Below are 13422 nucleotides of genomic sequence, written 5' to 3'. Positions count from 1 at the left end.
ATATATGAACGCCACTGACTTGTCGACGCATGCCCTACTCGACTCCCAGGAGAAGGTCGTCGTCCAGCAAGCGACAGAATTCGCACGCGATCTTGTCGCCAAAGGTGCGGCGGAGCGAGATGCTTGCCCGGTAGGCAATCTCGACACAGAAACAATAAAAGCTGGCAAGAGTATCGGGTTGCTTACTATGGCGGTCCCCCGGGAAATGGGAGGACTGGGGCTCACCAACCTGGCTGTCTCCTTCGTCCTGGAAGAGCTAGCGGCCGCTGATCCTGGTATGGCACTCGTCTTTGGTGCGACGGGATTATTCCAAACACCGCTTCTGGTATGCGGTGATCCCGACCTTCAGTCCGAGTTCCTCCCGCCGTTTCTTGGCGATGACTTGGTGCTTGCGTGTAACGCAGTGGCAGAAGACAAGAACGGCACGGACCTTGTCCTCCCACAACACAAGCCATACGCGCAGAACATGACTACAGCAATACCTGACGGTGACCATTTCAGCCTCTCTGGGACGAAGAAATACATCACGAACGCCCCTTTCGCTAAGTACGCCACCGTAATGGCAAACTTGGCTGGCAGTCCGGGATCCACAGGTTTGACATGTTTCATCGTTGATCTTGAACAGGATGGGGTGCGACGTGGTGAGATTCACGACAAGGTCGGATACCGTACGGCTCCGGCCGGAGAGCTCGTCTTCGATGACGTCCGAATCCCAAAATCACAAGTCATCAACGGCGTTAAAGGCGGTTGGGACCTGAATGAAGCAATCGGAAACCTCACGCGTGTTACTTGCGCGGCTGTGTCTACCGGGATTGCCAGGCACGCCTTGTCGCGTGCGATGGCGTGGTGCGCCGAACGGCAGCAAAGCGGCCACCTTCTCTACCAGCACCAGATGTCGGCGCGAAAGCTCGCGGACATGGCGACTCGGGTCAGTGCTTCACGGGCCCTATACAGCGAGGCGGCGATCCTGTCTGACAACGTGATTCCGACCCCGGCATACGAACCAGCGGCCGCCAAGCTCTTCGCCGATCGCGCAGCAATCGAAAATGCTGACTCGGCTATGAGTCTCATTGGGGCGCAAGCCTTTCAGCGAGATGACGGCATGGACCGCGTGCTGCGTGACGCGTATGGACCGCGCATCTACGAGGGGACTCCGGAAGCGTTGGCTCTGGTGATCACTGGGGACATGTTTGCGGGAGCAGTTCAGCCATGAGCGTCGAAGCTCAAGCAATGGTGCCGACACACCTGCAAGACGTCGAGAACCTCGCCGGCACTCCACGGTTTCACGAAGTAACCCCGGAGGGCCTGGTAGTTCTGACCGTCCAGGGCGATCAGCTAAGCGCCAGGGACTTGGATGCGGTATACCGATTTCGCCTCCAGCAGTATCGCTACAGGGGATGGGTGTCCGAAGAAGCACTCGCCAAGCTGGGACTGACCGCCGAGCCGTATGGCGCGGCAGCTCTGACGGATCTTCATACGCTGGTGATTGAGCAGCAGACCGCCATCGTTCGCGGCTACGGGACATTGGCATCACCACCAATCCTCCCGGGTCAGAAGCTCGGCGACACCGACCGCAACCACTACGTCATTGAGCGCGATTACGGGATCGATCTCGCGGAAATTCTTGATCCACGTACGCCTACAGAGGCAGTCAAGGAGGGAAAGCGACTAATCCGTGATTACGGAATGCCGCGATCAAGGGCCGGAGCTTCAGTACCGTGGTGGGTATATCTGGCGTGGACTACGGGGTGCGTTTCGGTTCTTTCAACCTCCAACGGCGCTGCCATTGTAGGTGACGCGAAAGAACGAGGAGCGACTTACCAACTGGCACTCATCGGATTTTCAGTACGCTCGCTTGAATGCGATGCGCTCGCGCCAGGCAAAGACGACATCTTCGCGCCAATGTGGACACAGGAGGATCAGTCACACCCCTTCATCCTCACCGACGAGGAACGCAGGCTCAGTTCCACGCGCGAGTACCTCCATGAAGTTTTGCTCAGCGCGTCCGACACGTCAATAAGCCAACTTCTTAAAGATTTCAGGGGGACCTGTGACTGAGGAAATTGACACTCCTTCGGCAGCTTATGAACTGTCATCTGACGACTACTATCGGCATTTGGTTGCGCGCAACCGTGGGCTCATCTCCGCGTCGCTTCAGCGCCGAATCCGTGCGTCTCGCCTATTAATCGCGGGCTGCGGTTCGATCGGCGGTGCAACCGTGCAACCGCTAGCGCGGATGGGATATACGCAGTTTGAACTAGCAGATGTTGGAGCCTACGAGCTCAATAACCTGAACCGGCAGCATGCGACCGTTGGTGACCTCGGCAAGAACAAGGCCGTCGTGATGGCAGAACACGTCAAAGCGATAAACCCGACCGCAATAGTGTCGGCTCATGTCGACGGGATAACCTGCGAGAACGTCCGCGACCTCGTCAGCGGTGTGGATGTCATTGTCGATGGTATTGACGTAACAACGAGTTCTGGGCTCCGTGCCAAAGTGCTGCTGCATCAGCATGCGTGCAGACTGCGTATACCGCTCATCACGGCGTGGGACATGGCGGGGATGTTGACGGCTCAGTATTTCGATTATCGGAGCATCACTCAGCCATTCGACGGTGAACTTGTCCCGGGCGATGAGGATCGACTTGGAACATGGCCCACAATATTTCGTATAGCACCTCGCAGATGGATACCGGCTGAAATGTTCGACGAACTGTCCAGAGGATTGCGTCAAAGCGACTACAACGTTCCCCAGCTGACAGAGGCGGCCGCGCAGTTCGGCGCATTGGCGGTGCACATGACCAATCTAGTTGTCGATGGGCAACACCCTCGGCGCGCAGTGCCAGTCGATGTCCATCGTGTGACCGTCCCGTTAGCCCGTCGCTCTCAGATTTCGCTGCGCCGCCCCATGTCTGCCTATCGCTTTCTCCGAACCCTTCCGATAGCTCAAGCTTTGTCCGGGTTCGCCCCGAAGAGCGTCTATCAGGTCGCTCATCATCTGACACGCAAAGGAGAACTGTCATGACCTTCAACTACACGGAGCTCAAACCATTCGCTTTGCGAATTGATTCTGAGGAGCGGAAGGTAATAGGAGAAATCGCGCAGGGTTTTGTCGACCGCCATCACGGTACCTCCTTGAACGACGACGACGTTCTGTACGAGATTGAAATAGCGACCGGAGGGCTGCCACCGTCTCTTCGCCGCGAACTTGCCGCATTCCGTGACCACAGCAACACCCACGGTGCGATGTTGATTACGGGACTTCCTGTGGGCGATATTCCGGCGACGCCGAAAAATTTTGCCGAAGAGCCTGACTGGTCTGACGTGGCCCTGTCGTCAGTGACCCAGCTCATGCTCATGTCGCTCTTGGGCAGGGTAATCTCATATGAAGACGAGAAGAACGGCCTGCTGTTGCAGGATATCTATCCTAAGGAAGGCTCGGAGAGTCTTCAGGAAAACAGTGGATCGGTGCTTCTAGAATTGCATACGGAGGACGGATTTCATCCGAGCGCACCGCATTTCTTGAGCTTGCTCGGCCTTCGTTCTGATGCTGACGGCGAAGCCGTGACGGTGACTGCGGGAATTGAAGACGTTTTACCGCACCTTTCGTCCAACGCGAAAGTTGAACTACGTCGCCCAGCATTTCAGACGAAATACAGCACTTCGTTCGTGGGATCTGACGGACGTGAGGTCCTAACGGAGCCGGGCCCCATCCTGAGCGGTTGCCCAACGTCACCCGATTTGTGCGTGGACTTTCATGCCGTTCACTGTTTGGACTCGACCGCACAACGCGCTCTTGACGAGCTGGAAATTGTGATGAGGAGTCATCTGTATGGCACCGTTCTGGAGCCGGGTGACATGGTGATCATCGATAATCGCCGTGCTGTGCATGGGCGTACCGCGTTTCGACCGACGTTCGACGGTAAGGACAGGTGGTTGAGGCGGTCATTCGCGTTGGCTGACCTGCGACCGGCCCGCCAGAATCTGAACGGCCGTCAGCACGCGCCAATCACAGCCTGACCTGGTGTTCCAAGTTGGGTGTGTCCGGCATACCAGACCGACAGACCTGAGAAAGAATGCCTCCTGGGTCGCGTCGAGTGGCCCGGGGTGTTTCGTACTCCGCATGTCGGTGTGTCGCGCTGAGTGGTCCAGCAGCCCGATCAACTCGAGCGCGCGTGACTGGCAGGATCCGTCAGGAGGCGGAGGCCTTTCGGCGTGTCCTCCAAGGACTTCTCCAGGAGTGCTTGGACTGTCTGCGTGGCCGCGCGGAACTCGCGCGTTCCCTTCGGGGTGATGCGGACCCTGGCTGATCGTGCGTCGTCGGGCGACTGCTCGCGAGTGACGTATCCCTCATCGACCATCTGCGCCAGCAGTCGAGAGACGCGGGACTGACTCCGTGATACGCGCGCGCCGACGTGGTTCAAGCGCACGGCCACGTCCATGGTGTCCAGCATTTGCAGAATCTCGTACGCAGCAATACACAGGCCATGTCGTGTCGCCAGCCCCCGCTCGACGGCATGGCTTGTTGATTCGGCTGTGCGGACCAGCTCCAGCCACTGTTCCACCAATCGCTCACCCACGGCGTCACTGTAACCCATTGTATATGCGTGCGCACGCATGTAGTGTTTAGCCACCATGAAAGGAGCGTCATGAGTCAAACCCAGTCCGCGACGAGCCCAACGGCCGTCGCCGCGAAAGCCTCGTGGGCACCGATGTCCTTCGTCGGCATCGCGCAGCTCATGGTCATGCTTGATTCGACCGTGGTGAACGTCGCCCTGCCATCGATCGGTCATCAGCTGCCTGCAGACAGCGCAGCGTTGCAGTGGGCGATCAGCGCCTATGTGCTGGTGTACGGGAGCCTGTTGCTCTTCGGCGGGCGCCTGGCAGATGTAATCGGCAGAAGGAGGGGCTTCCTTATCGGGCTGTGTGTCTTCGCGGCCGCGTCCGCTGGATGCGGGATCGCCACGAATGAGCAGACCCTGATCGGCGCGCGCGCCGTGCAAGGGCTAGGTGCCGCGCTGCTGTCCGCAGCCGCGCTGTCGATCGTGATCTCGACGTATCAGGACGCGAACCAGCGCAAGGTGGCACTGACTGCTTGGAGCAGCCTCGGCGTTCTTGGCGCCACTATCGGCGTTGTCCTGGGAGGCGTCATTGTTTCGGCGTTCAGCTGGCGGTGGGCGTTCATCATCAACCTGCCCATATCGCTCGTAACTCTGATTGGCACATTGCGCAGCGTGTCACCGCTGTCGTCGCACATTCGGCGTTCACTGCGGCTACCCAGCGCGATCCTCGCGACCCTGGGTTTGGCATGCCTGTCTTATGGGCTGATCCGCCTGCAGGACGGCTTTGGAACGGCCGCCGCCTGGATCAGCATCGTCGCGGCCTTGGTACTGCTGGGTGCACTCGCATCGTTTGAGCTAGGCAGCTCAGACCCTCTCCTCCCTCTTAAGCTCCTGCGTCTACCAACGTACGTTCTGAGCAGTGTGGGACTCTTACTTGCAGCGGCCGTGATGATCAGTGGCTCGTATTTGGGGAGTTTGTACTTCCAGCGAGTGCACGGAATGTCTGCCCTGCAGACCGGACTCGCCCTCCTCCCCATGGGGTTGGCTTCCCTTGTCGTAGCATTCACGATTCCCAAGCTGATCGCCAGACTTGGTCCCGCTGGCGTATACACACTTGGCGCTTTCGCACAGCTTGTGGGGTCAGTAGTCCTCGCCAGTAACATTTCGTCGACACCTGTCGCAATCATTGCTCTAGCAGTGGTTGGCGCTGGACTGCCGAGCTGCTTCGTTCCTCTGTACGGAGTCGGAACCTCGCACGTGCGAGCAGAAGACTCAGGCGTGGGGTCCGGGCTTCTCAACACGTTCAACCAAACGGGCGCGGCGTTAGGAATCGCCGTCATCGGGACCGTCATGGCCGTCGTCACCGCCAACCATCTCGATGGAGGCGATGCACCAACGGACGCTGCCTCGGTTGGAGTCGCACGCGCATTCCTGGCTGTTGCCATCTGCGCAGCGATGGCGATCGGGCTGTCGATCGGGATGCGTCGCCAACTGCGTCCGTTTAGCCGTAAGGGGGACACCGATGACTAGCACTACCTTCAACAACCTCGCCAAGGCGCGCGCAGCGGCGGACAAACATGCGGAACACCTGGGTGTGTTCGTGCGACCGCTCTACGACCAAGTCCGCGCCGAGCCGTCGGGTTTACTCGCGCCATTGACACTGGGGGTCAAAGACGTCGTCTTTGAAAGTTCGGGGCCGGCGACGGCCCAGAGCAATGTGTCATTGGCCAAGTGGCCAGAGGGGCAACCGGAAGGGCAGGCCCTGAAGAGACTTAAGGCAGCGGGTGCCTCCGTCGTCGGGAAAACCGCCACGATGGAGTACGCCCTCGGTGTCCAAGATGGCACCGGTCCCGGACCGATAAGCCGAAACCCCTGGGCGCTGGACCATTGGGCGGGCGGATCAAGTTCCGGTTCGGGCAGCGGAGTTGTCGCCGGTTGCTTCGACGCAGCTCTCGCCACTGACACGACCGGAAGCCTGCGCATCCCAGCCGCCTACACCGGTGCTACGGGAATCAAGCCAACATCAGGTTTGGTTCCGACAGACGGCATCTATCCACTTGCTCCTTCGCTCGACACCCTCGGCCCAATCGCCAGAAGCGTCGAGACGTGCGCTCGTGTGCTGCAGGTTATGGTGACGGACAGCAGCAGCGAGACAGGCCCGGCTGACCTCATCGGTGCGCTGGGGCAAGAAGTCGGTGGTCTCCGCATTGGCGTCGATCGCCTTACTGAGCATGCCGACGCCGGAGTGGACCCGGCACAGCCAGACGTGTTCGACAAGGCTCTTCAAACGCTGCGGCAACTCGGTACAGCAGTCGAAACCACGTCAGTGCCGAACTACGCAATTCTGAACGTCGTGGGCAACATCATCATGCTGGCGGAAGCTCACGAAATTCACCGCGACACTCTGGAATCCAGGTGGTCGGAATACGGCAGGGGCGCCAGGTGGGTTTTCAGCGCGGCGCAATCACTCGCGGCGCATCAATACCTTCGCGCGCAGCGTTTGCGGACGACGTTGACTAGGGCCGTCGATCGGATATTCGAGACATGTGACCTCCTTGTTACTCCAACATGCCATTTAGGTGCTCCGCGTCTGGACGATATGCACCCACTCGATCCGTCAACCTATTTGGGATCAATGCACACTACGGCGTGGAGCGTCACTGGTCACCCGGTAGCCGTCGTGCCTATCGGGTTCACAGAAGCGGGATTGCCGCTGTCCATGTCAATCGTCGGGCCGCACTGGGCAGAGCCGCTCATTATCGGGGTGGCTGATGCGTTCCAGCAGGCAACCGGGCACCACGAGAAACGCCCCAGCGGAATGTAGGAGGGAATTATGAGTCTCCAGGATTCGCAGATGACGGATGAGGATAGAAAGGCAGTTGCAGAGGCGATAAAAATAGTGAGCGACCTTGCGGAAATTCTTGATGCGGTGGATGTCGTCGGCCTAGAGTCACTTTCGAAAGGTAACAGTTAAGCCACATGGTACGCGTGCTTCAAGTCGGGGAGACGCCTTATTGCCATGCAATGTCCTGCATGGCGTCCTGGCACGCGGAGCGGTGCGCCGGTCATCAACCTGATCGCCTGTTCCTGCTCACGCATCCGCCGACGATCACGCACGGACGACGCGTTGACCCCACAACATTGCCGACGTCAACTGTGAGCCGGCCGGTGCTTTCCACAGATCGTGGTGGATCGGCTACCTACCATGGGCCTGGTCAAATTATCGGGTACCTCGTCGCTGACGTAAGTCGGCACAGGCCCGCTGATGTCGTCAGCGGGGTATGTCGCACGGTAGCTGCCGCACTTCAACGCCACGGATTCGACGCCCATGCGCACACGGACCTCCGCCTTCCTCCACAACTGTCCGGAGTGTGGACGGAACGAAATCGAAAGATTGCTTCTATAGGAATGCGAATAGAGCGCGGTGTGAGTCGGCACGGATTCGCCTTGAATGTCGAAACAGACCTCGCAGAGTTTCGTCGATTCTCGCCCTGTGGACTGGCCGGAGAGACGATGACCAGCCTTCGAGAGATGGCCGAAGACCGTGGGGTTTCACCGCCGTCAGTTCCCGAGGTGATGCGGTGGATCAGCCACGTGTTTCAAGCCGTGGACATCGAACACATTACCTCCCCCCGGGGCCCAATACCGATATGATTTTACTGCTGGGTATGAACCGGCTGGATTCTCGTGAGGATCGCAATCGGATGGAGGGGCAAAGGCCGCCCAGGCGGCGGACCAACATGCGGAACGCCGGGGTGTGTTCGTGCGACCGCTCTATGACGCGCCCACTGACGGAGTAAGTGGGCGCGCAGTCTGGCCGGCAATACGTCGAGGATGCGGTACGTGAAGGTGCCAGCTACCTCGGCCACGTCTACGTGACGTTTGCCGCGTTGCCTTAGGACGTCCGCAAGCAGGTAGTACACGCAATGCCGGCGCGGTTCACATCGCGCCGGATAGCCCGCGATCTGCACCGCACCGAGACGGCTTCACGATGTTCCTACGACCCGGACGCTCGTCACCACGCTCATGTTGACAGCGCTTACATTGGCTTCTACGGTTGTAGTAATCACTGTTGACACCTGCGAAGGGGTTACTCCTATGACTGTCGACGCATCGACCGACGTCTTCTCCGAACTGCGGCTGCGATCGGGGACGCGGCTGCGCAACCGGATCGCCAAGGCCGCCATGGAGGAAGGTATGGCGGGGGACGGGCAGCTGCCCGACGAGCAATTGATCGAGCTCTATCGCCGTTGGGGCGCAGGCGGCGCCGGCATGCTCATCACCGGCAACGTGATGGTCCACGCCGACGCGCTCACCGGTCCGGGCGGTGTCGTGCTCGACGAGAGCGCACCACTCGAACCATTCCGCCGGTGGGCAGAAGCTGGTAAATCCGGCGGTGCGTCGATGTGGATGCAGATCAGTCACCCGGGTCGTCAGGTGCAGGTGCACATGCCCGGTGTCACCTGGGGCCCGTCGGACATCCCGGTCGACGTCGGTCCTCGGCTGTCGAAGCGGTTCGCTCGGCCCACCGCGATGACAGCGGATCAGATCACCGACACGATCGCCCGGTTCGTGACGACCGCACGCCGGGCCGAAGAGGCCGGCTTCGACGGTGTGGAGGTGCACGCCGCACACGGCTACCTGCTGTCGCAGTTTCTCTCGCCGTTGGTGAATAACCGCACCGACGAGTGGGGCGGGCCCCTGCAGAACAGAGCTCGGATCCTGTTGGAGATCGTCGCCGGCATACGGGCCGAGGTGAGGCCGGACTTCGGTGTCGCCGTCAAGCTCAACTCCGCCGACTTCCAGCGCGGCGGATTCGATGCTGGTGACGCCCGCGCCGTGATCGAGCTCCTCGAGCCGCTCGGTGTCGACCTGGTCGAGCTGTCCGGCGGCAGTTACGAGAGCCCCGCGATGTCGGGGCGTCCCGCCGACGACCGCACGAGCGCCCGCGAGGCCTACTTCCTGGACCTTGCCGCGGACCTGGCTCGCACCAGTGCGTTGCCGCTCATGCTGACCGGTGGCATCTCGCGGCTCGACACCGCCCGCCGTGTGCTCGACCACCACGTGGCGGTCGTCGGCATGGCCACAGCGCTCGCGGTGACGCCGGATCTGCCGCAGCGTTGGCAGCAGGGACAAGAAGTGACCAGGACGCTGCGCCCGGTGACCTGGTCGAACAAGGCGCTGGCATCGCTGGCCGGCATGTCGCTCGTGCGCCACCAGATGCGCCGCGTCGCCGCCGGCAGGGAACCCCGCCTCGGAACCCGACCCGCGACTGCGTTCCTCGCCGATCAGCGAGTGCAGCGCAAGGCGCTGCGTCGGTATGGCCCCTGGCTCAGCCGCCGAAACGCCCCGACCGCCGCATAAGCAGGGAAAAGTTTCCGCATCCGCGCTGGACGGATCGTGCGGTATGGCGCACGATCCGTCCAGCGCTAGCGATCAGCACCCCGCGGAGGCGGTATTCGGCTGTCAGGCCCGCCGTGGGGTCCTACGGTGGCCGCATGCTGAGGATCGATCCGCGCACCAGCGAGGCGGTGTCGGCATACGTTGCCGGATGGGCGGTCTCACGGGAGGCGCCGTCGCCGACCCGGGTCGAGTTCGGGTGGCATGTGGCGACCGGGCAGGCGCACGAGTCCGAGCGCTATGTGCCGGTGCGCGGGAGCGTCGATGATGTCCGCGGCATCGCAGACGGGCTCCGGACACCGCTCGCCTGCCTCAAATTCGCCGGGCGGTATGACGACTGGAGGCCGCATTTCGGCACCGAGTGGGAGGACAACCCGGTCGGCTGGTTCATGACACGCGAGCTTCGCGCCGCGCCGCAGGTCACTGTGACCGACCGAGTGCGGGTCCGGCGCACGGGTGCCCTGATCACGGCCGAGGTCCGGGGCGACGGCGATGTGATTGCAACGGGCAGAACGGGTTTGGCCGGCGACTGGTGTGTGCCGGATCGCGTTCGGACCGCCAACGCTCATCGGCGTCGCGGGTTCGGCCGAGCGATCATGGACGCGCTTCTGACTGCGGCATACGACTGCGGCGTCCGTCACGCAGTGCTCGACGCGTCGCAGGACGGACGGGCGCTCTACGCCGTCACCGGCTGGACGACCCTGGCGCCACAGTTCGGGCTGACGCGGAGTCCCAGCTCACCTGACGCCGCATAGAGCACGGAAAGTTTCGGCATCAGCGCTGGACGGATCGTGCGGTATGGCGCACGATCCGCCCAGCGCTCGCGACCCGCTGAGTGATGCCTCGACCCCGTAAGCTCCACAGCCCATGGACGACCCTGCTCGCTGGTTCGCGGTCCGCACTGTGATCCGGATGTCGCAAACCGGCCCGCCAACGACGGCGCCGCTCGGCCCTGGGGGGAGTGACTTCGAGGAACGGATCACCCTGTGGCAGGCGGCCGATGCTGCCACGGCGATCGCGCGAGCCGAGGCGGACGCGGTTGGATACGCGAGGATCGTTGACGGGGAGTATGTGGGCTTCAGCCAGTCGTACGAGCTGGCTGACGCAGCGGGTGACGGGGCCGAGGTGTTCTCGTTGATCCGACGGAGCGAGTTGTCGACCGATGGTTACCTCGACCGGCACTTCGACACCGGTCGTGAATTCCAAGAACCGACCTGACCCAGTCCCCGGCGCGGTGCACAGCGCGTCGAATAGCCCGCGATCTGCACCGCGGAGACGGCCCCGCCGGTTGTCCGGCAACCACAGCGGGCTGACTCGCGCAGCGCAGAGCCCGCGCGGGTGATAAGCCTGTCCCGTGCGCGTACTGGTGGTGGAGGACGAGGTCCCACTCGCTGAGCTGATCCGGCGCGGCCTCTCCAAGGCGGGGTTCGTGGTCGAGGTCGCGCACAACGGCGTCGACGGGCTGTGGCAGGCGACCGAGGAGCAGTTCGACGCGATCGTGCTCGACATCATGCTGCCCGGCATGCACGGGTATGACGTGGTGCGACGCCTGCGGGAGCGTGAGGTGTGGACGCCGGTGGTCATGCTGACCGCCAAGGACGGCGAGTACGACCAGGTGGACGCGCTCGACCTCGGCGCCGACGACTACCTCACCAAACCGTTCAGCTTCCCGGTGCTGGTCGCCCGGCTGCGCGCGGTGATGCGCCGCACCCCCGTCGCGCGGCCAGCGGTGCTGGCCGTCGGTGACCTGCGGCTCGACCCGGCAGCCACCCAGGTGTTTCGCGGCGAGACCGAGATCGACCTGACACCAAGGGAATTCAGCCTGCTGCTCTTCCTCATGCAACACGCCGGCAGCACGGTCAGCAAGGGTGAGATCCTGCAGGCCGTCTGGGATCCCGCGTTCACCGGCGACGACAACGTCGTCGAGGTCTACGTCGGCTACCTGCGGCGCAAGATCGACAAGCCCTTCGGCACCGACACGATCAGCACCGTGCGCGGCATCGGCTACCGGCTCGACGACCCTCCGGCCTGACCCTGCCGGCCAGACCCCTGCCGGCCTGACCCTCACCCGCCGCATCGCTGACCTGCCCGGGCAGCGTCACCTCGAATCTCGCTCCACCCGAAGGAGATTCGGCAACGGTGACGTCACCACCCGAGCTGCGCGCCAGGTCGCGCACGATCGCCAGCCCCAGCCCGAAACCGCCCTGGCCGCGGCTGCGCGAGGAGTCCAACCGCACGAAGCGGTCGAAGACGCGCGCTCGATCCGCCACCGGAATGCCCGGGCCGTCGTCGTCGACCGTGAGCACCGCGGCCCCGCCCCGGCCGGTCGTGGTCGACACGACCACCTCCGACCTGGCGTGCCGCACAGCGTTGTCGACCAGGTTGCGGGCGATGCGCTCGACCGCGCGCTGCCGGCCCCGGCCGCGGGCGGGACTCCCGTCATACCGCACCCGGATGGTCGAATCACCGCGCCACCGTTGCACTTCCGCTTGCGCGATGTCGTCGAGGTCGACCTCCTCGGCGCCGGTCGCCGGTCGCTCGTCGAGCTGGGCCAGCAGCAGCAGGTCATTGACCAAGCCCGTCATGCGGCCGATCTCGTCGCGCACGGTCGGCGCCACCTGCCGCCACTCGTCGTCGTCGGTCGCGAGCTCGACCGCCGCCTGCAAGGTCGCCAACGGCGACCGCAGCTCGTGACTCGCGTCGGCGACGAAGCGCCGCTGCTCCCCGTGCGCATGCTCGAGCCGGTCAAGCATGCGGTTCAAAGTCGTTGCGAGAGCGGCGATTTCGTCCTGCTGTGGCGGCACCTCGACCCGGGTGTCCAGGCTGCGCGCCTCGATCTCGTCCACCTCCCGCCGCATCCGCTGCACCGGACCGAGCGCCAGCCCTGACACCCACCAGGCGAGCAGCGCCGCCAGCGCGGTCAGCACCGGCGTGCCGAGCAGGAGGATCTTGACGTCGGTGCTGATCGCCTCGTGCTGCGCCTGCTGCGACGACGACACCTGTATGACGAAATCGCGCCCTCCCGAGCGCACCCCCTGCGAGACGATCAGCGGTGTCTCGACGTCACCGGGCCGATACCAACGGCGTTCTCCCCGAACGGAACTGGTGTTCGGCCGCGGACGATCGGCGGACAACGGTGCCTGGTCGCCAGGTGCCGAGGACGCCACCACCGCGCCGGTCCGGTCGAGCACCACCGCCCGTAGCGACGGGTCGACGTTGCTCACCGCAGCCTCCGTCGGCCCCTGCTGCTGCACCGCATTGGCCACCCCGGCCGCCTGGTCGCTGACCCGCCCCACCAGCGAACCGGTCAACGAATGCTGCAGAAGCGTGGCCAGCACGAACACCCCGATGACGAGCGGCACCACCACCGCGAGCGCGGTGACCAGGGCGATGCGCACCCGCAGACTGCGGGCGAGACGCACGAGGGAGGCAAGCACCCCGCCATACTGCCTGCTCTTGC

The 13422-nt window shown here is 62.8% G+C and carries 13 protein-coding genes; 11 read left to right on the top strand and 2 right to left on the bottom strand.

Annotation, left to right across the window (positions count from 1 at the left end):
• The first annotated feature begins 4 nt into the window (after window positions 1-4).
• The 4 genes from HJ588_RS03700 to HJ588_RS03685 are packed head-to-tail and all read left to right on the top strand — an operon-like array spanning window position 5 to window position 4020.
• A complete protein-coding gene (locus tag HJ588_RS03700) occupies window positions 5-1213 on the top strand; it encodes an acyl-CoA dehydrogenase family protein (RefSeq protein WP_171152054.1) in 1209 nt (402 codons plus the stop codon).
• Window positions 1210-2058, top strand: coding sequence for a hypothetical protein (locus HJ588_RS03695; RefSeq protein ID WP_171152053.1), 849 nt, complete (start codon window positions 1210-1212; stop codon window positions 2056-2058). Before HJ588_RS03700 ends, HJ588_RS03695 begins: the two co-directional genes overlap by 4 nt.
• Window positions 2051-3025: a ThiF family adenylyltransferase gene (locus HJ588_RS03690; RefSeq protein ID WP_171152051.1), complete on the top strand. Its 975-nt coding sequence runs from the start codon at window positions 2051-2053 to the stop codon at window positions 3023-3025. The genes HJ588_RS03695 and HJ588_RS03690 overlap by 8 nt, the downstream gene beginning before the upstream one ends.
• On the top strand, window positions 3022-4020 hold the full coding sequence (locus HJ588_RS03685) for a TauD/TfdA family dioxygenase (RefSeq protein ID WP_171152049.1): 999 nt from the start codon (window positions 3022-3024) through the stop codon (window positions 4018-4020). Before HJ588_RS03690 ends, HJ588_RS03685 begins: the two co-directional genes overlap by 4 nt.
• A gap of 140 nt (window positions 4021-4160) precedes the next feature.
• Here HJ588_RS03685 and HJ588_RS19710 read toward each other — a convergent pair whose 3' ends face one another.
• Window positions 4161-4580 (bottom strand): winged helix DNA-binding protein, encoded by a 420-nt coding sequence (locus HJ588_RS19710; protein WP_171152047.1) that lies wholly within the window; start codon window positions 4578-4580, stop codon window positions 4161-4163.
• 69 nt (window positions 4581-4649) lie between these two features.
• Here HJ588_RS19710 and HJ588_RS03675 point away from each other — a divergent pair, with 69 nt between their 5' ends.
• The 7 genes from HJ588_RS03675 (at window position 4650) to HJ588_RS03645 (ending at window position 11994) form a co-directional block, all read left to right on the top strand.
• Window positions 4650-6092 (top strand): MFS transporter, encoded by a 1443-nt coding sequence (locus HJ588_RS03675; protein ID WP_212755272.1) that lies wholly within the window; start codon window positions 4650-4652, stop codon window positions 6090-6092.
• Window positions 6085-7386, top strand: coding sequence for an amidase (locus tag HJ588_RS03670; protein ID WP_171152045.1), 1302 nt, complete (start codon window positions 6085-6087; stop codon window positions 7384-7386). The genes HJ588_RS03675 and HJ588_RS03670 overlap by 8 nt, the downstream gene beginning before the upstream one ends.
• A gap of 155 nt (window positions 7387-7541) precedes the next feature.
• Window positions 7542-8216, top strand: coding sequence for a lipoyl(octanoyl) transferase LipB (lipB, locus tag HJ588_RS20120; RefSeq protein WP_171152042.1), 675 nt, complete (start codon window positions 7542-7544; stop codon window positions 8214-8216).
• A 444-nt stretch (window positions 8217-8660) separates the two neighbouring features.
• Window positions 8661-9926 (top strand): NADH:flavin oxidoreductase/NADH oxidase family protein, encoded by a 1266-nt coding sequence (locus HJ588_RS03660; RefSeq protein ID WP_171152040.1) that lies wholly within the window; start codon window positions 8661-8663, stop codon window positions 9924-9926.
• Between the two features lie 134 nt (window positions 9927-10060).
• Complete coding sequence (locus HJ588_RS03655) at window positions 10061-10717, top strand: GNAT family N-acetyltransferase (RefSeq protein WP_171152038.1); 657 nt, start codon at window positions 10061-10063, stop codon at window positions 10715-10717.
• Window positions 10718-10829: 112 nt separating this feature from the next.
• Window positions 10830-11180: a hypothetical protein gene (locus tag HJ588_RS03650; RefSeq protein ID WP_171152036.1), complete on the top strand. Its 351-nt coding sequence runs from the start codon at window positions 10830-10832 to the stop codon at window positions 11178-11180.
• A gap of 136 nt (window positions 11181-11316) precedes the next feature.
• Window positions 11317-11994, top strand: coding sequence for a response regulator (locus HJ588_RS03645; RefSeq protein WP_171152034.1), 678 nt, complete (start codon window positions 11317-11319; stop codon window positions 11992-11994).
• On the opposite strand, the gene HJ588_RS19245 is transcribed toward HJ588_RS03645, so the two are convergent.
• Window positions 11945-13399 carry an ATP-binding protein gene (locus HJ588_RS19245; protein ID WP_171152032.1) on the bottom strand — a complete coding sequence of 485 codons (1455 nt, stop codon included), beginning with the start codon at window positions 13397-13399 and terminating at the stop codon, window positions 11945-11947. The two genes, HJ588_RS03645 and HJ588_RS19245, sit on opposite strands and share 50 nt — an antisense overlap.
• Window positions 13400-13422: the final 23 nt, after the last annotated feature.

The sequence above is a fragment of the Flexivirga aerilata genome (genome assembly GCF_013002715.1).
GTDB lineage: Bacteria > Actinomycetota > Actinomycetes > Actinomycetales > Dermatophilaceae > Flexivirga > Flexivirga aerilata.
Note: the sequence above shows the minus strand (reverse complement) of the source record. Positions and strands in the feature narration are given on the sequence as shown.